General features: G+C 69.5%; 17 protein-coding genes. 4 read left to right on the top strand and 13 right to left on the bottom strand.

Annotation, left to right across the window (positions count from 1 at the left end):
* Positions 1-21 precede the first annotated feature (21 nt).
* Positions 22-2,145, bottom strand: coding sequence for an ATP-dependent DNA helicase UvrD2 (locus tag QN239_RS24345; RefSeq protein ID WP_499014348.1), 2,124 nt, complete (start codon positions 2,143-2,145; stop codon positions 22-24).
* A gap of 95 nt (positions 2,146-2,240) precedes the next feature.
* Between QN239_RS24345 and mrx1 the strand changes: the two genes are divergently transcribed.
* Positions 2,241-2,483, top strand: a complete 243-nt coding sequence (mrx1, locus tag QN239_RS24350) for a mycoredoxin Mrx1 (RefSeq protein ID WP_499014350.1) — start codon at positions 2,241-2,243, stop codon at positions 2,481-2,483.
* A 220-nt stretch (positions 2,484-2,703) separates the two neighbouring features.
* Here mrx1 and nudC read toward each other — a convergent pair whose 3' ends face one another.
* Positions 2,704-3,630, bottom strand: coding sequence for an NAD(+) diphosphatase (gene nudC / locus QN239_RS24355; protein WP_090355601.1), 927 nt, complete (start codon positions 3,628-3,630; stop codon positions 2,704-2,706).
* A gap of 3 nt (positions 3,631-3,633) precedes the next feature.
* Positions 3,634-4,719, bottom strand: a complete 1,086-nt coding sequence (locus tag QN239_RS24360; protein WP_090355604.1) for a potassium channel family protein — start codon at positions 4,717-4,719, stop codon at positions 3,634-3,636.
* Positions 4,720-4,761: 42 nt separating this feature from the next.
* On the opposite strand from QN239_RS24360, the gene QN239_RS24365 reads away from it, so the two are divergent.
* Positions 4,762-5,157, top strand: coding sequence for a DoxX family protein (locus QN239_RS24365; protein ID WP_267290194.1), 396 nt, complete (start codon positions 4,762-4,764; stop codon positions 5,155-5,157).
* A 3-nt stretch (positions 5,158-5,160) separates the two neighbouring features.
* Here QN239_RS24365 and QN239_RS24370 read toward each other — a convergent pair whose 3' ends face one another.
* Both QN239_RS24370 and QN239_RS24375 read right to left on the bottom strand, forming a co-directional pair.
* The gene (locus QN239_RS24370; protein ID WP_499014353.1) at positions 5,161-8,442 is read right to left on the bottom strand and encodes an ATP-dependent helicase; all 3,282 of its coding nucleotides are present in this window, start codon (positions 8,440-8,442) and stop codon (positions 5,161-5,163) included.
* Entirely contained in the window at positions 8,382-11,468 is a 3,087-nt protein-coding gene (locus QN239_RS24375; protein WP_499014355.1) for a PD-(D/E)XK nuclease family protein, read from the bottom strand. The genes QN239_RS24370 and QN239_RS24375 overlap by 61 nt, the downstream gene beginning before the upstream one ends.
* On the opposite strand from QN239_RS24375, the gene QN239_RS24380 reads away from it, so the two are divergent.
* On the top strand, positions 11,459-12,310 hold the full coding sequence (locus tag QN239_RS24380) for an alpha/beta fold hydrolase (RefSeq protein ID WP_499014357.1): 852 nt from the start codon (positions 11,459-11,461) through the stop codon (positions 12,308-12,310). The two genes, QN239_RS24375 and QN239_RS24380, sit on opposite strands and share 10 nt — an antisense overlap.
* A 1-nt stretch (position 12,311) precedes the next feature.
* A complete protein-coding gene (locus QN239_RS24385) occupies positions 12,312-12,611 on the top strand; it encodes an MGMT family protein (RefSeq protein WP_499014359.1) in 300 nt (99 codons plus the stop codon).
* On the opposite strand, the gene QN239_RS24390 is transcribed toward QN239_RS24385, so the two are convergent.
* Genes QN239_RS24390 through QN239_RS24425 form a run of 8 tightly spaced genes read right to left on the bottom strand, consistent with a single transcriptional unit; the run spans position 12,596 to position 19,983 of the window.
* Positions 12,596-13,666 carry an MSMEG_0565 family glycosyltransferase gene (locus QN239_RS24390; RefSeq protein ID WP_499014361.1) on the bottom strand — a complete coding sequence of 357 codons (1,071 nt, stop codon included), beginning with the start codon at positions 13,664-13,666 and terminating at the stop codon, positions 12,596-12,598. The genes QN239_RS24385 and QN239_RS24390 overlap by 16 nt on opposite strands.
* A 1-nt stretch (position 13,667) precedes the next feature.
* Positions 13,668-14,513 (bottom strand): carbon-nitrogen hydrolase family protein, encoded by an 846-nt coding sequence (locus QN239_RS24395; protein WP_499014363.1) that lies wholly within the window; start codon positions 14,511-14,513, stop codon positions 13,668-13,670.
* Between the two features lie 8 nt (positions 14,514-14,521).
* A complete protein-coding gene (locus QN239_RS24400; protein ID WP_499014365.1) occupies positions 14,522-15,928 on the bottom strand; it encodes an MSMEG_0567/sll0787 family protein in 1,407 nt (468 codons plus the stop codon).
* On the bottom strand, positions 15,928-16,983 hold the full coding sequence (locus QN239_RS24405; RefSeq protein ID WP_499014367.1) for an MSMEG_0568 family radical SAM protein: 1,056 nt from the start codon (positions 16,981-16,983) through the stop codon (positions 15,928-15,930). The genes QN239_RS24400 and QN239_RS24405 overlap by 1 nt, the downstream gene beginning before the upstream one ends.
* A gap of 9 nt (positions 16,984-16,992) precedes the next feature.
* The gene (locus tag QN239_RS24410) at positions 16,993-18,264 is read right to left on the bottom strand and encodes an MSMEG_0569 family flavin-dependent oxidoreductase (RefSeq protein WP_499014369.1); all 1,272 of its coding nucleotides are present in this window, start codon (positions 18,262-18,264) and stop codon (positions 16,993-16,995) included.
* Positions 18,261-18,557: an MSMEG_0570 family nitrogen starvation response protein gene (locus QN239_RS24415; RefSeq protein ID WP_167157606.1), complete on the bottom strand. Its 297-nt coding sequence runs from the start codon at positions 18,555-18,557 to the stop codon at positions 18,261-18,263. The genes QN239_RS24410 and QN239_RS24415 overlap by 4 nt, the downstream gene beginning before the upstream one ends.
* Positions 18,550-19,449 (bottom strand): carbon-nitrogen hydrolase family protein, encoded by a 900-nt coding sequence (locus QN239_RS24420; protein WP_499014371.1) that lies wholly within the window; start codon positions 19,447-19,449, stop codon positions 18,550-18,552. Before QN239_RS24420 ends, QN239_RS24415 begins: the two co-directional genes overlap by 8 nt.
* Positions 19,450-19,461: 12 nt before the next feature.
* Positions 19,462-19,983 carry an MSMEG_0572/Sll0783 family nitrogen starvation response protein gene (locus QN239_RS24425; RefSeq protein ID WP_090355635.1) on the bottom strand — a complete coding sequence of 174 codons (522 nt, stop codon included), beginning with the start codon at positions 19,981-19,983 and terminating at the stop codon, positions 19,462-19,464.
* Positions 19,984-20,049: the final 66 nt, after the last annotated feature.

Genomic DNA, 20,049 nt, shown 5'->3' on the forward strand with positions numbered 1-20,049 from the left:
TTTTGGCAGTATTTATGGGACCTATGACCGATTCTTGACGAGCTCCAGCACATCGGTCCCGTACTGCTCGAGCTTGCGCGCTCCGATACCGGGAATCGATACCAGTGCCGTGTCGTCGGCCGGCCGCATCTCGGCAATGGCGATGAGGGTGTTGTCGGTGAACACCACATACGCCGGCACGTTGAGCTCCTTGGAGGTGCGCAGCCGCCATTCCTTGAGTTCGGCCAACAGCGCCTCGTCGATATCGGACGGGCAGCCCTCACAACGGCGCAGCGTGATCGCCGTCGCGGATTCGAGCGCCTTGTTGCACACCCGACACCGCGGCGCGGGGCCGCGCGCCTTTCGGGCCCGCCCGGCCGGGGCATCGACCGGGGACTGCGGGGCCACGCCGTTGAGGAATCGCGAGGGGCGCCTGCCCTGTCGGCCGCCCGCGGCCCGGGCCAGTGCCCAGCTGAGCATCAGATGCACCCGCGCCCTGGTGATTCCGACATAGAGCAGGCGACGCTCCTCCTCCACGGGTTCGCTGTCGGCGCCTTTTGCCAAGGCATGCGAGATGGGCAGCGTGCCGTCGGTCAGACCGACCAGGAACACCGCGTCCCACTCCAGTCCCTTGGCCGCGTGCAGCGATGCCAGCGTGACACCCTGCACGACCGGCGGGTGCCGTGATTCGGCACGTTGCCGCAGTTCGACCAGCAGGGTGCGTAGATCCAACGAAGGCCGTTGCGCCACTTCGTCATCCACCAGTTCGGCGAGCGCGGCCAGGGCCTCCCAGCGCTCGCGCGCCTTGGTGCCGGTGGGCGGCTCGGCCGTCAGCCCGAGCGGCTCCAACAACGCGCGCACGACCTGCGGCAGCTCACCGTCGTGTTCGGCCCCCGCGGCGCGCTGGATGGCCAGCAGCGCCTGGCGGACCTCCTGACGGCTGAAGAACCCTTCGCCACCGCGCACCTGGAACGGGATGCCGGCCGCGGTCAGCGCCTCCTCGTAGACCTCGGACTGCGCATTGATCCGGTACAGCACCGCGATTTCGGATGCCGGCGTACCGGATTGGACGAGCTTGGCGACTCGTTTGGCCACGGCGGCCGCCTCGGCTGCCTCATCGGAGTACTCGGTGAAGGACGGCTTGGGCCCCGGGTCACGCTGGCCGACCAGGTGCAGCTTGCTGCCGGCCATCCGGCCGCGGGCCGCCGCGATGACCTGATTGGCCAGTGACACCACCTGAGGTGTGGAGCGGTAGTCCCGCTCCAGGCGGACCACGGTGGCCTCCGGAAAGCGCCGGGAGAAGTCGAGCAGGAATCGCGGCGTGGCACCGGTGAACGAGTAGATGGTCTGGTTGGCGTCGCCGACAACGGTCAGATCGTCGCGGTCGCCCAACCACGCGTTGAGCACCCGCTGCTGCAGTGGCGTGACGTCCTGGTACTCGTCGACGACGAAACAGCGGTAGCGGTCCCGGAATTCACTCGCGACGGCGGCATCGTTCTCGATGGCCGCGGCGGTGTGCAGCAGCAGGTCGTCGAAGTCGAGTAGTGCGGTGCCGTCGCGGTGGGTCTTGAGATGCTCGTAGCCGTCGTACACCTTGGCCACGGTGGCAGCGTCCATCGGAATGTCGCGTCCGGCCTTGGCGACCGCGGTCGCGTAACCCTCCGGCGTGATCAAGGACGCCTTGGCCCATTCGATCTCACCGGCGAGGTCGCGCACATCGTCGGTACTGGCCTGCAGCGCAGCGCGATTGGCGGCCTGAGCCACCACGGCGAACTTACTGTCGAGCAGCTGCCAATCGGTGTTGCCGACCACGCGGGGCCAGAAGTATTGCAGCTGCCGGCGTGCCGCCGCGTGGAAGGTGACCGCCTGCACCGCCGCGGTGCCCACCCCCGACTCGTCGCCGAGGGCTCGGAGCCTGGCCCGCATCTCCCCGGCCGCGCGCGCGGTGAACGTCACCGCGAGCACCTGTCCGGGTGCGACATGACCGGCGGCCACCAGATGCGCGATGCGCCGGGTGATGGTGCGGGTCTTGCCGGTACCGGCGCCGGCGAGCACACACACCGGCCCCCGGGGGGCGAGCACGGCCTCGCGTTGTTCGTCGTCGAGGTCGACGAGGAGGCTGTCGACGGACGGCATGGCGTCCATCATCGCAGGGCGTGGTGACATCCTCGCTCGGACGTCGCTCCCCCGTCGCTTCGCTCGCCCCAGGACGTCGCTTCGCTGCCGGGCATGCACATGAGGTCCGCTACGTTGTAGGCACTATGACTACCGCTGCGTTGACCATGTACACCACCTCATGGTGTGGCTATTGCTCTCGCCTGAAGACCGCCCTGAAGGCCGAAGGCATCTCCTGGACCGAGATCGATATCGAGGGCGATCCTGCCGCAGCGGAGTTCGTGGGCTCGGTCAACGGCGGTAACCACGTGGTGCCGACCGTCAAGTTCGCCGATGGGTCCACCCTGACCAACCCGAACGTCAAGCAGGTCAAGGCAAAGCTGGGCTGATCGCGCGCTTGTCGGTGTATCGAACTAGTGTTCGATACATGAACGGCAACCTCGACACGATCGATGCACTTCGGGCCGAGTTCGACGCGGTCAACGCCGAGATCGACGCACTGTCATCCGAACCGTCCAGGCTGCGCGATGCGTGGCACCTCATGACGCTGTGTGACCGTGCCCGCGATATCGCGCGCGAGTACGAGCTGCGGGTACGCGGTCGGGCTGGTCAGCCGGCCGCGGCCCACGACTCGATGATCTCCCGGGCGATCGAGATGGATCCGGGCAGCAACAGCCGCGACGGTGAGTCGCTGTTCCAGTCGCCGTGTTCGAGTGCTTCGCGCACCTGCGCGCGGGTGAACCACTCGGCCTCGGCGATCTCACCGTCGTTGAACGAGAACGGCTGGTCGGGGTCGCCGATGGCATGAAAACCCACCATCAGCGAGCGCGGGAACGGCCACGGCTGGCTGCCGAGGTAGTGGATATCGCGCACAGTGAGCCCGATCTCCTCGGCGATCTCGCGCTCCACGCACGACTCGAACGACTCCCCTGCCTCCACGAAGCCGGCCAGTAGCGAGAACAACCGTTCCGGCCAGACGGTCTGGCGGGCAAGCACCGCCCGGTCGTGGCCGTCGTGCACCAAGCAGATGATCGCCGGATCGATACGGGGAAACTCCTCATGCCCGTTGACCGGGTTGATGCGGGCCCACCCGGCCTTGATCGTCTTGGTCGGCGAGCCGTCCACCGGGCTGAACCGGGCGGCGTCATGCCAGTTCAGCAGCGCCGTGGCTGTGGCCACCAGCTGTGCGCTGGCATCGTCGAAGATCGGGCCGGCGCGGCGCAGATCGAGCACCTCGGTCTCGACGGAGTCGTCCTCCGGGGCTTCCAGGGCGCCACGGATCGCCCAGACATGCCGGCCGTCGGCCAGCGTGCCCAGGAACACCGCGTGGTCCGGCGGGGTGTCACCGAGAGCGGTCGTCTTGCTCAGCACCACACTGCTGCCGGAGATCAAGACCTGGTTGCGCCGGTCGACATGCAACACGGCGGCGTCGGGCCAGCCGGCGATCGCGGCATCGATATCGGTGCGGACCTGGTCGTCACGGTCGGCGCCGATGCGGGACAGCAGCGGGACATTGCGCAGCGTGAACGCGCTCATCGGTTACTCCTTCGACCGGATGTAGAGCAGGCGGTCGGTCGGCTCGAGGGCGTCGACACGTTCGTCGTCCACACGCAGCAGCTGCCCGTCGCGCACCACACCCAGCACGATGTCGGCCAGATGGCGCGGTGAACCGCCCTCCTCCTTGGGCTCGACGGGCCGTTCGGCAACCGCGAACCCGGCATCGGGAGTGAGCAGGTCCTCCATCATCTCCACCACGCTCGGCGTCTGCGTGGCGATGCCCAGCAGCCGACCCGCGGTCTCGGAGGTGACGACGGTCGTGTCGGCGCCGGATTGGCGCAGCAGATGCTGGTTCTCGGCCTCCCGTACCGCGGCGATGATCTTCGCGTTGGGGGCGAGTTCGCGTGCCGTGAGCGTGACGAGCACCGCGGTGTCATCCCGGTTGGCGGCGACGATGATCGACTTGGCGTGCTGGGCGCTTGCCAGCCGCAACACCTCCGAGTCGGTGGCGCTACCGCGCACGGTGACCAGCCCCGCGCTCTTGGCCCGCTCCAGCGCGGCCGGGTCGTCGTCGACCACGACGATGTCCCCGGGCGCCACGTCATCGCCGATCATCGCGGAAACCGCAGTCCGGCCCTTCGTCCCGTAGCCGACGACGATGGTGTGGTTGCGCACGGATCTCCTCCATCGCTGGATCTTCAGTGCCTGGCGCGACTGGGTGGTCAAGGTCTCGACGGTGGTCCCGATGAGCACGATCAGGAACGCCACGCGCAGCGGCGTGATCACCAGAACGTTGACCAGGCGCGCGGATTCGGTATAGGGCGTGATGTCGCCGTAACCGGTGGTGGACAGCGACACGGTGGCGTAGTAGATGCAGTCCAGCAGGGACAGCGGGTCGCTTTCCTCCGGGGTGGCCGCGACATCGCGGTAGCCGTGCCGGTCGATGTAGACGATGAGCACCGCCGCGACCAGAGCGGACAGCGCCCAGATGACCCGCATGAAGATTCGGCGACCCGGACTGACGAACTTCTCCGGGATGTTGAGGATTTCGACGAGGTCGGCGTCCGGGCGGGAAGTCAGGTTCTGGTCGACCGCCTCCAGCCGCCGACGCAACCTACCTTTGGCCACGGTTCACCGATTGGCGTGAGCTGGGCACGTCACAATGTAACCATGACTTCCATTTCCTCGGCCGTTCGACAGTCATCCAACCAGTCCCGTGCTCGCTTCATGGGTGGCTGGCTGGTGGGCATGGGCATCCTGCACTTCGTCGCGCCCAAGCCCTTCGACACGATCGTCCCGGAGGAACTTCCTGGTAGCGCGCGGTTTTACACCTACGCCTCCGGTGTTGCGGAGGCCGGGGCAGGCGCGCTGTTGCTCGCACCGCGCACCCGCAAGCTCGGTGCGCTCGCCTCGATCGCGTTGTTTGTCGGGGTGTTCCCGGCCAACGTGAACATGGTCCGGCTGTGGAAGGACAAGCCGCTGCCGATGCGCATCGGCGCGGTGGCCCGGCTGCCGTTGCAGGTCCCGATGATCACGCAGGCGTGGAAGATCTACCGCAATTCGTGACCGTCACGAGGTCAGCTCCTCCTGCGCCAGCAGCGCGGCCAGTTCCTCGGGCCCGGGGAGTTCGTCGGGCCGCACGGTGACACCGCTACGCACGTAGTGGAACGCCGCCCGCACCGAGTCCAGCGGACGGCCGGACATCCCCGCCCACGCCAGCCGGTACACCGCGAGCTGGACCGCGGCCGCCCGCTGAGCGTCGGGGGTGCTCGGCGGGTCACCGGTCTTCCAGTCGACCACGATCTGCGCGCCGTCCCCGTCGTCGAACACGGCATCGACACGTCCGCGCACCACCGTCGTGCCGATCATCATGTCGAAAGGCACCTCGACGTCGACGGGGGTTCGCGCCGCCCACGCCGATGACGCGAACGCGGCCTGCAACCCGGCCAGTTCCTCGGCGTGCGCCCGCCCGGTGTCCCCATCGACAGCACCGGGCAGATCGTCCAGGTCGAACAGCCGCTCGGCGTGGAAGAAGCGCTGCACCCAGTCATGGAATGCGGTGCCCAGCAAGGCATGCGGGTCGGGCCGGACCGGCAGCCTGCGCCGCAACAGCTGCGCGGCGGCCGCCCTGTCCTTACCCAGTTCGACCAGCATGCTGACCGACAGTTGCGCGGGCAGTGTCACCGCCTCCGGCGCACCGGCCCTGGCCCGTTCGGCCAACAACGCGTCGACATCGGCGGCCCAGTTCTCCGCGTCGGCGGCGCTGACATCCGCCGAGGAATCGGCTCGGCGCACGAGTTCGGCGCCACGGTCGAGCACCTCACGCCGCGCCGGCTCAGCCGGCCACACCGCCTCGACGACCGTGTCACGCAACGGGTTCGGGTCCCCCTCGGCCGGATCCGGGGCCCAGTGGTCGATGACCCCGCAGGGATCACCGGAGGCCGCCGAAGCGTCGATGATGCCCCGCAGCTCCAGGAGGAATTCCGATGGTCCGCGTGGCTTCGATTCGGTGGGCCCCCAATGGTGGCCGGACACCAACAGCGTGTGTTCGCAGCGGGTGAGCGCCACGTACAGCAGCCGGCGCTCCTCATCCACCCGCCGCTGCGCCAGATGGTCCTTGTGCGCGGCGATCCTGTCGGACAGGGCTTTCCGGTCGAAGACGTCGGTGGTGTCCAGTACCGGCACACCGTGCTGCGACTCGGTGGCCCGATCGCCGCGCAGCAGCGGCGGTAGGTCACCGGCATCGGTGAGCCAGGTTCGCGCCATCGCGGTGGACGGGAACACCCGGGCGCTCAGATGAGGCACGGCGACCACCTGCCATTCCAAACCCTTGGCCGCGTGCACGGTGAGAATCTGAACCCGGTCGGCGGCGACGGTGACTTCGGCCGGCGCCAAACCGTTCTCGATGTCCGCAGCCACCTCCAGATAGGCCAGCAGACCGTCCGGGGAAGCCTCGGCGCGATCGGCGAAATCGGCGACGACGTCACCGAAAGCGTCGAGATGTTCGGTGCCGCCCCAGCCGGCAGCCACCGGCCGGGCGGCCCTGGCTTCGGCGTCGACCCCGAGCACCCGGCGGATCTCGGCGATCAGATCGGGCAGCGGATGTGCCAGATGAGCGCGCAGGACCGTCAACTCGCGGCCGAGGGCGACGATGCGCGCGTAACCCGGCGCCGAGTAACGGCCCTGGGCTCCCGGGTCGCAGATCGCGTCGGCGAGGCAGGCCGCGTCGGCATCCGGCGCGGCGGCGGCGACGATCTGCGCGGTGCTCGCCACCGCCGCCGGCCCGTCCAACTCCACCGCCCGCTGCCACAGGGCCGCGATATCGCGGGCGCCCAGACGCCAGCGCGGTCCGGTCAGCACCCGCATCGCGGCCGCCCCGGCCGTCGGGTCGGCGATCAGCCGCAGCATGGCGACCACGTCGGCGACCTCGGGGATAGCCAGCAGCCCGGCCACACCGACGACCTCGACGGGAACACCGCGCGCGGTCAGCGCGTCGGCCATCGGGGCGGCATCGGCATTGCGGCGCACCAGCACTGCCGTGCTGGGCGGGGTGGGGCCGGCCAGGTAACGCCGCGCGATCTCGTCGGCCACCCAGTTCCGTTCGGCCACCACATCGGTGAGCAGTGCGCAGCGGATATCGCCGCGCTCGGCATCGGGACGCGGCAGCAGCTCCCGCACGCTGACCGAGCGGCTCCGGGCCTCCGCGGACACCGCGTTGGCCAGATGCAGTGCCTGCGGCGGATTGCGCCAGCTGGTCCGCAGCTCCAGGGTGGGTGCCGGCGTCCCGTCCGAGAGCGGGAAATCGGTGGCGAACCGGGGCAGATTGGTGGCCGAGGCACCGCGCCAGCCGTAGATGGACTGAATGGGATCTCCCACCGCGGTGAGCGCCAGGCCGTCGTCGATGCCGCCGCCGAACAACGACGACAGGGCGATCCGCTGCGCGTGACCGGTGTCCTGGTATTCGTCGAGCAACACCACCCGATAGCGTTGCCGCAGCTGCTCTCCCACCCGTGGCGCTGCCACGGCCAAGCGGGCCGCCGCCGACATCTGCGCGCCGAAGTCCATCACTTTTGCCGCGCGCATGCGGCGGTGCAGTTCGTCGACGAGCGGGACCAACTGGGTGCGTTCGGTCTGGGTGTCCAACAACTTCAGCAGCCATTGACTGGGCCCGCGGTCGCGCTGGTTGGCGCCCGCGGGCAGATTCAGGATGAGCCGCTCCAACTCGATATGGGTGTCGGTCAGCGCAGCGGTGTCCACCAGATGTTCCGAGAGTGCCCCCGCCAGTCGCAGTACCTGACCGGTGACCGCGGCCGGGGATTTGTCGGTGTCCAGTGTCCGGGGATGTTCACACACCACCTGGAAGGCCAACTGCCACAGCTCGGTCGCCCCGATCAGCCGGGTGTCGGGTTCCACCGGCAGCAACAGGCCGTGTTCGCGCAGCAGGGAACCGGCGAACGCGTGGTAGGTGCTGATGGTCGGGGGTTCGTCGGCCCGGAGTTCCGGGCACAGCCCGGAGCCGGCGAGTCTGGCCAGCCTGGCGCGGACCCGGCGCAGCAGCTGGCCGGCGGCCTTGCGGGTGAAGGTCAGCCCGAGCACCTCGGCCGGCGCGGCGTAACCGTTGGCGACCAGCCACACCACCCGCGCGGCCATCGTCTCGGTCTTGCCCGCACCCGCGCCGGCGATCACGACCACCGGTCCCGGGGGCGCGGCGATGACGGCCGCCTGCTCGTCGGTCGGTGCGAAAAGACCCAGCGCATCGGCGAGTTCGGCCGGGCTGTACCTGGTGCTGATCACTGCTCCTCCCCACGCTGGTGCGCCGGACACATCGCGCGCACCGGGCAGTGCCCGCAATTGTCGTTCACCCGGGCGACGAATGCGGGCCCCTGGGTGGCCCCGGCCGCGGCGGCGACCTGCTCGCGCCACCGGGCCACGTCATCCGGTGTCAGCGCGTCCTGGTGGCGTTCGGTCGCCCCGCCCGCACTGGGCTTGCCGGGGTACACCAGCACACCGCCACCGGGTTCGTCGCCGTGTGGCAGCACACCTTCTGCGACGGCGAGTTGGTAGAGCGCCAGCTGGGCGTGGCGCTGGGCGTCGTCCTTGATGACCGGGCTCTTCCCGGTCTTGACGTCGACGATCACCAGGCGGTCGGCGTTGTCGCGCTCCAGACGGTCGATGCGGCCCCGCACCCGGACCCCGGGGGCGACCATGCCGTCGACCGCGACCTCGGTGCCCACCTCGGTCAGCTGGTGGCGGGTGAGTTCGCGCCATTGCGCGAAAGCGGTGAGCATGGCGCCGTGGCGGGCCAGTTCGTTGTCGGCGTACCACTGGGATTCGAACGGCAGCGCGCCCCAGATGCTTTCCAGTTCGGCCAACAGTTGGTTCTCCGTCTTGGTCGAGTCGGCGACCAGGGCATGTATCAGGGATCCGACCGCCGAGCGGACATCGCGGCTGTCGCTTGCGCCGTGGCGTTCCAGCAGCCAGCGCAGGGGGCATTCGGACAGGGTCTGCACGGTCGACGGCGACACGGTCACCACGTGCTCATCGCCCGACCACAGCGGCTCGCTGGTGGACGGCGCCGTCCTGCCGTACCAGGATGCCGGGTCCGCGCCGGCCACCCCGGCTTCGACCAGCCGGGCCAATTGTGCTGCCGCGCAGGCACGTACCTCGTCGTCGAGCTCTCCTTCCGGGGCGCACACCACGGCCCGCAGTCGGCCCACCAGCGCCGCGGGGGTCAGTATCCGCGGGGCGACGACGGGAGCGGGGTCGCTTACCTGCGCGTCAGTGGCCAGATCGGCCAGTTCAGCGCAGAACGGTGACGGCAGCATCGCGGCGTCACCGGCATCGCTGTCGACGGCCGTCACCAGCAGCCGGGTGCGGGCCCGCCCCATCGCGGCGATGAGCAGACGTCGTTCCTCGGCCACCAGCGGCGCCCGGACCGACACCGGCTGGCCGGGCTCGGTCACCCCGTCCAGAATATCGACCAGGTGCTGGGTGGCCAGCACGCCGCCGCGTGGAACGGTGTTGGGCCACAGTCCTTCCTGTACACCGGCGATGACCACGAAGTCCCAGTCCCGATCCAGTACCGCGTGCGCGCTACACACCGCAACCGCTTCGCCGCGGGGCGTGCGATCGGCGGTCACCGGCAGGCTCAAACCGTCGACATGGTCGAGCAGACCCGTCAGCGTCGCCCCGGTGGTTCGGGTGACGTACTGTTCGGCCACCTCGAACAGGGTGGTGACAGCGTCCAGATCACGCTCGGCGGCCGCTCCCGCGGCGCCGCCACGCTCGGCGGCCGTCACCCAGCGGCGCTGCAGTCCGCTGCGGTGCCAGGCCTGCCACAGCGTGGCGCGGGGATCTTCCCCCGCGCGGTGGCTGCGCTGCGCGGCGCGCAGCACCGTGCCGACCCGCTGCAGGCTGCGGCCGTGTTCGGGGGCCAGTCCGTCGGGCACGTGCCGCACAGCTTCGGCGAGGAGTTCGGGGAATTCGCGCTGATGGTTGTCTAGGCGGCGCAGTGTCCGGCGCAGCTGGCGCAGGGACACCGGGTCGATCCGGCCGAGCGGACCGGTGACCAGGTCGAGCACCGCGTCACCCGGCATATCGCCGGTGGCGGCACCGAGCACGGTGAGCAGGGCATGCACGGCGGGCTGCCGGGCCAGGATCGGTTCGGCGGCGGGCAGGTCCACCGGGACACCGGCGGCGGCCAGGGCCCGCCCGAGCGCGGCGCCGGCCCGCGGCACGGACCGCACGATCACCGCCATCTGCGACCACGGCACCCCGTCGACCAGGTGGGCACGCCGCAGCGCGTCGGCGACCAGGGTGGCTTCGGCGTGCGCCGAGGCCGCGATGCGTACCGAGACCGACCCGGATTCCTCAGTGGCACTGGTGAATTCGCCGAACCCCTCGGCAGCGGGCAGCCTGCGGGCAATGCCGGAGATCGCGGTGGCCACGGCTGCCGAGCAACGATGCGAAGCGGTCAGCGTGACCGCGGGGGTGTCGGTGCGCAACAACGCGGGATCGGCACCGCGATACCCGAAGACCGCCTGGTTGGGATCACCGGCGATGACCGTGAGTCCGGCACCTGCCGAGAGCACCCGCACCAGCAGCGCGGCCTGCGGGTCGAAGTGCTGGGCATCGTCGACCAGTAGCAGCTGGACGCGGGCGCGTTCAGCCGCCAGCAGGTCGGGATCGGTGGCCAGCGCGTCCAGGGCCGCCCCGACGAGTTCGGCGGCGCCCAGGGCCGGCACGGTGGCCTGCGGGGCCGCCATCCCGACCGCGGCGCGCAACAACATGACCTGCTCGTACACCTGCGCGAAGCGACCCGCCGCCTGCCATTCCGCGCGGCCCGACATCCTGCCGAGGCGTTGGAGCGCCACCGGGTCGACCCCACGCTCGGCGCAGCGCGCCATCAGATCACGCAGTTCGGAGGCGAAGCCCGCGGTGCTCAGTGCGGGATGCAGCGCCGACGGCCACATGCCGGCGCCGTCTTCGAGATCACCGGCGAGCAGCTCGCGGATGATGCCGTCCTGCTCGGCGCCGGTGATCAGGCGCGGGGGCGGGTCACCGTTGCGCTGGGCGGCCAGCCGCAGCACCGCGAAGGCGTAGGAATGCACGGTACGCACCAGCGGTTCCCGGACCACACCGGCGCCGCTGCGCAGCAGGGTGGCGGTGATCTCGGCCCTGGCGGCGGCACCCAGTCGCGCCGACCCTGTGAGCAGCAGCACCGACTCGGTCGGGGCGCCGGCGGCGATGTGCGTAGCGGCCGTGTCGATGAGCAGCCGGGTCTTGCCGGTGCCGGGACCGCCGAGTACCCGCACGGTGCCGCGCAGACCGGAGTCGGCCAACGCGCCGGGGCTCAGCGCGGTCCTCGATGCGGTCATGGCGACATGTCATCACGGGGGTACGACAAGTCCGGGCGAGCGAATGTAGCGTCACCCACGTGCTGCACACCTATCGCTACGGTCCCGACAAACCCGTCCAGGTCCTGGCCATCCACGGACTGACCGGACACGGAAGGCGGTGGGAGAAACTGGCCACCGAACATCTGCCCGAGGTGTCGATCCTGGCTCCCGACCTGATCGGGCACGGCCGGTCGAGCTGGGCGGCGCCGTGGACCATCGAGGCCAACGTGGCGGCGCTGGCCGACGTGCTGGACGCCGAGGCTTCCGGGCCGGTGCTGGTGGCCGGCCACTCGTTCGGCGGGGCGGTGGCGCTGACACTGGCCGCGACCCGCCCCGATCTGGTGGCCGGGCTGGTACTGCTTGATCCGGCGGTGGCGCTGGACGGCGGCTGGATGCGCGATATCGCCGATGCGATGCTGTCCTCCCCCGACTACCCGGATCGAGACGAGGCTCGCGCGGACAAGCTGTCCGGCTCATGGGGCGAGGTGGCCGCCGCCGACCCCGCCGAACTCGAGCGTGAACTCGACGAGCATCTGATCACGCTGCCCAACGGCCGGCTGGGCTGGCGGATCAGCGTTCCGGCCACGATGTCGTACTGGAGTGAGCTGACCCGCCCGATCGCACTGCCCGCCAACGTCATTCCGGTCACCTTGATTCGCGCCACCCGGACTTCGCCGCCGTATGTCAGCGCCGAACTGATCGGCGCTCTGCAGGCGGCACTGGGCGACCGGTTCGTCCTGACCGATCTGGATTGCGATCACATGGTGAACCAGGCCCTCCCGGCCGAGACCGCCGCCATCATCCGCGGTCAGCTGGGCTGAGATGGCGCGCGTCACCGAGGAGCAGGTGGAGGCGGTGCGCGCGCTGGTGGCCGCGATACCGGCCGGCCGGGTGAGCACCTACGGTGATATCGCCGCGGAGGCCGGTCTGTCCAGCCCGCGGATCGTCGGCTGGGTGATGCGCACCGATTCCTCAGACCTTCCGTGGCACAGGGTGATTCCCGCATCCGGGCGACCTGCCCCGCATCTGGCGACCCGGCAACTCGAACGACTTCGGGCCGAGGGGGTGCTTGCCGCCGATGGGCGGGTGCCGCTACGCGAGTACCGTCACGCGTTCGCGTAGAAGTCCAGGTGGGCCCGGGCGGCCGCCTCCCAGGTCATCGCGGCCGCCAGTTCCCGGCCGGGCGTGGGGTCGGCGTGTTCGGCAAGGGCCGCAACCATTTCGGCGGCGAATCCGGACATATCGGCGGCAAAGCGCACCGTGTCGCCGAACACCTCCCGCAGCACCGGCAGATCACGGGTCACCACCGGCCGCCCGGCCGCCAGCGCCTCCATCGCCGCCAATCCGAATCCCTCCTTGGTGGACGGGAAGGCGAACACGTCGCACGCGGCGACCAGCGCCGGCAGATCATCGTCGGCGATCGCACCGAGGATGACCGGGTCGACATCGAGCTCGGCACAGGCCGTGTCGAATGCGGCCCGGTAGTCGCGGTAGTCGAACAGCGTCTCACCGCCGGCGATCACCAGGGCCAGTTCGGGGTGCTGTTGTCGCAGAAGGTGATAGGCCTGCACCAGATCCACGGTGCCCTTGCGCGGTTCGATACCGCCGACGGTCAGGATGTAGCCACCCAGCTCGTCCCGCCAGCGGGATTGACCCTCGGTGTCCGCGGCCGCGTCGATGAATCGTTGCGCGTCAACACCATTGGGTATCACGATAGGGTCGAATCCCCAGCCGGCACGTACCTCGGCCGCCACCGCGGCGGACACGCAGATACGGGCGTACGGCTCGACGATCGCCTTCTCGTGACATTCCGCGAGCACCGGGGTGGTGAACTGGTCGAGGTGGTGGACGGTGCGGATGCAGACGCCGACGGCGTTGGCGCTGATGCAATCCTGCGCATGCACGATGTCGTAGTCACCCGGGGTGAACGCGCGCCCGAGTACCTCGATCGACCGGACGATGCGATCGGTGACGGTGTCTCCCTCATGGTCGGTGAACTCCACCAGCCGGACCGTCACGGCCGGGTCGACGTCACGGAAGAAGCCCCGGTCCCCGGCACGGGCCAGCGACCACACCGTCACCTCGGCGCCCAGCCGCGCCAGCGCCTCGGCGAGATAGAGCGTATGCACCACTCCCCCACGGGGTTTGGTGGAGTACGTCAGCAGGGCGATCCGCATGTCAGCCCCGCACCGACTTGAGGCGATACGTCTCCGGGCGCCGTTCGGCGAGGTGGTTCAACACCCTTCTGGCGCGTGAGATCTCAGCTTCGACATCGATCTCGACCTTTGCCATCCCGCCCTTGGACCGCGTGGTGGCCAGGATGTCCCCGCCCGGTCCGACCACCTTGGCCTGCCCGAGGAAGCGCAGGTTGCCCATCACGCCGGTCTGATTGGAGGACACCAGGACCACCTGGTTCTCCGCGGCCCGGGCGCAGTCGTAGAGGTCGAACAGCCGTGACTGCCGGTCGGCGGGCAGCCGGGACGCACGGTCGGTGATGCTCGCGGGCCAGGCCGACAATGCAGCGATGATGTGCGCACCGTCGAGCGCCAGCGCCCGGGCAGCCTCGGGGAAGGTCTTGTCGTAGTCGATGAGCATGCCGACCCGCCCGACGGGTGTGTCGAACGCCGCGAATGCATCACCGGCCAGATAGGTGAGGGCCTCACCGGCGGGCTGGTGCACCTTGCGGTAGGCGCCGAGCACACCGTCGCCGGACACGCAGATCGAGGCGTTGTACCGGCCCCCGCCCGGTGCGGCCTCGGCGTAGCCGACACACACGGTCATCGGGCCCGCCGCGGCGATCACGGCGGCGATCTCGGGGCCGTCGGGATCCAGTGCCGGCGGCGGGTCGTCGGGGTCGGGCGCGGCGAAATCACCGATATAGCCCCCGAGGCAGGCATCCGGCAGCACCAAGAGGTCGACCCCGTCGCGGGCCGCCGATTCGACGATGCCGACGACCTTGGACACCCCGCGATCCACATCGCGGCCGAAATGAGCGGCAACGGCTCCCAGCGTGACTGTCGCCATGGCTCCCCTCAAGCCGCTCCGAGACCGGTGACCGACGACGTCAGTGCCGTCGTCGTCACCCCGTCAGGCCAGCGTAGGCGCACTCCCGGCGCTCTGGTGAGCGACCCGCAGGCGGCGGTGACCACCCCCGGCGGCGTCGGCACCGACTCGAGGGCACCCGCGGTGAGCATCGCGTAGCCGGGAAAACAGGTCAGCCATGAGCCCATGGCAGCGCCGGCGGGACGCGGCACCGCGGCAACGTCCAGTTCGGCTCCGGTGCCGCCTGCTTCGGCCAGCATGCCCAAGGTGCCGACGACGCCGGCCATGCTGACATCCTTGGCCGCGGCGGGGCGCATCGCGGCGACGAGTCCGGTCATGGCGCGCAGGTCGGTACCGTCCCGTCCACTTGTCGAATCCCATTGCCGGCCGGTATATCCGGGCCGCCAGCCACCGGTGAGATCGGCGGTGAGCGCGATGGCGTCACCGGCGCGCCCGCCGCCGCCGGGCACGGGTGTGCGGGTGCGGCCCAGTGCGGTGACGGCCAGCGCAGCGGGCACGCCGAGTTGGGTGTGCCCGCCGAGCACCGGCACGTTCCAGGCGTGCGACGCCGCGGCGATGCCGCGGATGATCCGATCCAGTAGGGCCCGGGTGGGGGCACCGACCGCATCCAGCAGCCCCACCGGTGCGGCCCCCATCGCGGCCAGGTCGTTGACATTCACCAGCACCGAGCACCAGCCCGCCCATTCGGGGTCGCGTTCGACCATGGACGGAATGATGGCGTCGCAGGCGGCCACGAGATCGGTGCCCGGGACCGGCGCGCCGTCGTCGCCGACGAACCCGACCGGGCCGAGTGCGCCGTCCGGGGCCCGCAGCGGAGCCAGCGCCGGCCCGAGGAACGTCTTGGTGGCCGCGGCCAGGGCCCGGAACGGGTTGAGCGGCCAGCGGACCGCCGCGTGCGGCCGGCCGGCGACCTCGGTGTCGCCCAGGGTCTGCCAGCCGAGTGCGTCGAACAGCGGCAGATAACGCGGTTGCACGGTGGCTTCGAAGCGCAGCACGCCCGCCGACTCGGCGTATGCGCAGGCGGCCTGGATCAGCGCCGGCCCGACACCGCGGGGCCCGCCGCGTTCGGCGACCAGTCGGCTGCCGGTCCACCAGCCCAGGTCCACCGCACCGACAGGTGCCAACCGGACTCCCCCGAGAACTCGGCCGTCGGGCCCGGTGGCGACCAACACCACAGTGCGGGGATCGTCATCGATATCGTCACGGTCGCTGTGGGCGAAAAGGCCCTGCTCGAGGACGAAGGCGTCCCGCCGCAGCCGGTGGTAACCGTCGAGCTCGACACCCTCGGCCGGGTGGATGAGAAACGGTGCAGGCGGGCGTGTTCCGGCGAGAATGGACAGCTCCGAGGGCACCGGGCTGGCATCGAATCTGATCATCAGGCCCCCAGGCTTTGCAGTACCGAGCAGGCTCCGCAGGCGGCGCACCCGGCCCGCTGGTCGGTTCCGGTCATCCCCGCCACGGCCAGCGCCGCGGCGACCTCGCGGGAAACCTTCTCCACCAGGGCCGAGTCCGGGGCGGCGGCAGCATCGACATCGACGGCCAACGAGCCGGGCTGCGGCCGGTAGGGCACCACGAACGGGTAGACACCCATCTCGATCAGTTCGGTTGCCCCGGCGACGAGTTCGTCCGGATTCTCGCCCAGTCCGACCAGCAGGTACGTGGAGACCTGGTTGCGGCCGAACACCCGCACCGCCTCCCGCCACGCGGCCCGATAGCTGTCCATCGACACCGTGGCCTTGCCGGGCATCCAGCGTCGTCGCACCTGCTCGTCGAGCGATTCGACATGGATACCGATGGCGTCCGCGCCGGCCTCCCGCAGTTCGGTGAGTACCGCCAGGTCGGCGGGTGGCTCGCACTGCACCTGGATGGGCAGGTTCGGCACGACGGCCTTGACGGCCCGCACGCAGCGGGCCAGATGTCGCGCACCGCGGTCGGTTCCGGCCGAGGTGCCGGTGGTCATCACCATCTGGGTGACGCCGTCGAGCCGGACGGCGGCCTCGGCCACCTCGGCGAGTTCGGCCGGCCGCTTGACCGCCGTGGTGGCGCCGCTGCGCAGCGACTCCTCGATGGTGCAGAACCGGCAGCGCTGGTCCTCCCCGTAGCGGATACAGGTCTGCACCACGGTGGTGGCCAGCACGTTACGACCGTGCAGCCGGGCCAGTTTCTCGTAGGGCACCCCGTCGGATGTGCTCAGGTCGTAGAACCTGGGCCGGTCGACGACCTCGACGTCCAACCCGGTGTCCTCGCCGTCGAGCAGCACCCGGCTGCCATCGAACACGAACGGACTCTGCGGATTCCGCGGAATGGCCGCGTTGAGGCCGTCGATGACGAGGTGGCCGTCGGCGCTCGGGCCGGCGCCCGCGGTGCGGCTGACCGGTGGACGGCCGCGGAAACCCAGCAGGGCCAGGTCGACTCGCGTGGATACAGACACAACAACTCCCTAGATCGCGACGGCGTCGGTATGGAAGGTGCGGCGGCGAACCTTGCTGCTGATGATGGTGTCGGCGACGTGTTTGGCGTCGCGGTCGATGCCCAGAAAACGGCCGGATCCCCAGGTGTGCATCCACGGTAGTCCGATGAAGCTCAGCCCGTCGACGTTGGTGATCCCGCGGGTCTGCATGGGCCGGCCGCCACCGTCGAACGCGCTGGCCTCGATCCAGCGGTAGTCGGGCCGATACCCGATGGCCCACACGATGCTGGTGACGCCGGCTTCGGCCAGATCCAGTGCGGTGGGCTCGGCTTCGGGTGACCACACGGGCTGGTAACGGGACGGCGGCGGCGCGTCGATTCCCGCTCCGTCGATGTAGCGGTCGATATCGGAGCAGATCGAGTTGTACACCGCATCGGCGTGATCCAGCGCATCGGTGAGGGTGGGCTCGAACCGCAACCACGAGTCCTTGCCGTCGGCCAGCGTGCCGTAGAGCTTCATCCCCTCGGCTGCGAACTGCCGCAGGTCGACATCGCGGCCGCCGTCGCGGCCGGTGACGTAGTGGTTGGTCTTCTCGATGGCGGCCTTACCACCCGGGTACTGCTGGGCAGGCTTGTCGTAGAGCCCCATATCCGCCAGCCAGGTCATGCAGTCCCGGCCCCGGTAGAACCGGGCGACGCGTGGCGCGCTGCCGACGGCCAGGTGCACCTGTCGGCCTGCCAGATGGAGATCCTCGGCGATCTGGGCGCCGGACTGTCCAGTACCGACCACCAGGACCGCACCGTCGGGCAACTGGGCGGCGTTACGGTACAACTCGGAATGGATCTGGGTGATACCGGCGTCCAATGTGCTTGCGTACGGGGGTATCACAGGAAGTGGATAGCCACCGGTGGCGATGACGGCCTGCTCGCAGGTCAGCGTCTCGTGCCCGTCCAGGGTGAGCTCGAATCCACCCTCGGCGCGGTTGGCCAGTCGGGTGACCCGGGTATGCGTACGCAGCGGCGGCTCGAACGTGTCCAGCCAGCCCGCCAGCCAGGCCACTACCTCGTCGCGGGTCATGAAGCCGTCCGGATCCGGTCCAGCGTAGGCGTACCCGGGTAGCCGGCAGTGCCAGTTGGGCGTGACCAGAGTGAAGTTGTCCCAGCGGGTGTCAGCCCAGGCATGCACCGGGGTTTGGGCCTCCAGCACGACGTGCTCGACGCCCATGCGGCCCAGGTACCAGCTGACCGACAGCCCGGCCTGCCCGCCGCCGATGATCGCGACCGGGATGTGCGTGGTGGTCATGACTGCTCCAGTGCGGGATGCATGCCGGTGATCTGGATGAGCGCCTGTTGCGGGAATCGGGCTGCGGCGCCGGCGATCCGCTCGGTGGTGTCGGCGGCCGAGGTGCAGGCGAACCCGAACTTGGCCCGCACCCGCTCACTGGCCTCGGCCAGTCCTCGGGTGGACCGGTCCACGAACTCACCGACGGTGTAATGCGTTCCGGTGCACAGATAGTCGTGCATGACGAGGCTCGGTGAGTAGCACCGCTGGGTGCTGCCGTCGGGCCAGCGCACCTCGAAGGTCATCTCAGGCATGGGCCAGCTCCCGCCACTTTGCCTCGCGCATGGCGTCGGTATCGGTGAGCGGGCCGTACACGTCGGGCCTGCGGTCGCGCAGATGGAACATCCCGGCGCGCATGGTGCGGAACGTGTCGTCGATGTCGACCTCGGCCACGGCCATCCCGCTACCGAGAAGTGTGGTGGCCAAGACGTTTCCGCCGGGATCCACGACCTTGGCATTGCCGACGTAGCGCAGCGAGCCGAAGGTTCCACTCTGGTTGGAGGCGATCCAGAACACCTGGTTGTCCAGCGCACGAGCGGTGTCGAAGAGGTTGAACCGGTAGGTCCATCGGTCGTCCTGCAGGTTCTCCGCGGTGGCGGTGCGCGCCGCGGGCCACGCCGACAGGCTGGCGATGATCTGCGCGCCGCCCAGGGCCATCATCCGGGCGGCTTCGGGAAAGGCCTTGTCGTAGCAGATCTGCAGGCCGACACGGCCGACCGGGGTGTCGAACACCCCGTATCCGGATCCCGCGGAATAGGACATGCCCTCACCGAGTGGCTGGTGCACCTTGCGATAGGTGCCGTATACGGTGTTGCCGTCCAGCACCGCGGCGGTGTTGTAGCGTGTCTCGCCGTCGTCGTCCAGTTCGCAGAAGCCGATGGCGATCACCAGGTCACCGACGATCTGCTGAACCCTGGCGATCTCCGGTCCGTCCAGCCGAATGGCCGGTGGCAGTGAGCGTTTGGTGTTCTTGACGGTGTCGCCGTGGTTGCCCAGCGAGGACAGATAGCCGCCGATGGCGGCCTCCGGGAACACCAGGAAGTCGACGCCCTTGGTACGGGCCTCCTCGGTGAGCGCCGCGATGAGCGCGTAGTTCTGTTCCAGGTCCCGGGTGAAGTTGGCCGAGACGGCGGCAAGTGTGGTCATGACGGTGCGCCCCTAGACCATGTAGGTCGAGTTGATGATGGCGCCCTTGCGGGCGTAGTAGATGAGCGCGTCCTGGACATCGAGCGGATGCGCCGGGATCACGCCTTCGATGAGGTCCTCTTCGCGCCCGCCGTGCAGGGCGAGCCCGAACCGGCAGGCGAACACGGTGCCGCCCTCCTTGATGAAGGTCGCCAGGGCGTCGTTGATGTTCTGCTCGCCGGGGAAGCCGGAGTCGCCGGTCTTCGGAAAGCCGCGGGTGGCAAGGCAATTGATGGCGCCGGGGCCGTAGAAATAGATCGCCGACTCGAAGCCCTTGCGCAGCGCCCGGGTGGCCTGCAGCACCGCCACGAAGGAGACGGAGGATTCGTGGGCGATACCGTGCACGAGGGTGAAGTAGCTCTCGCCCTCCTCGGCCTGGTAGTCGGGGAAGATCTTGGTGCCGCCGTAGATGTTCGACCCTTTGGGTAGCGACGGGTGCGGGATCTCGGCCAGCGAGGTGGCGATGTTCTCGGCGATGGATGCGTCAAATGCCATGAAGGACTCCAAGTTTGGGTGTTGTTGGGGTGCTTCCAATTACAGGCGCCCACCATTACCGACTGG

The sequence above is a fragment of the Mycolicibacterium sp. Y3 genome (assembly GCF_051188035.1).
GTDB lineage: Bacteria > Actinomycetota > Actinomycetes > Mycobacteriales > Mycobacteriaceae > Mycobacterium > Mycobacterium fluoranthenivorans.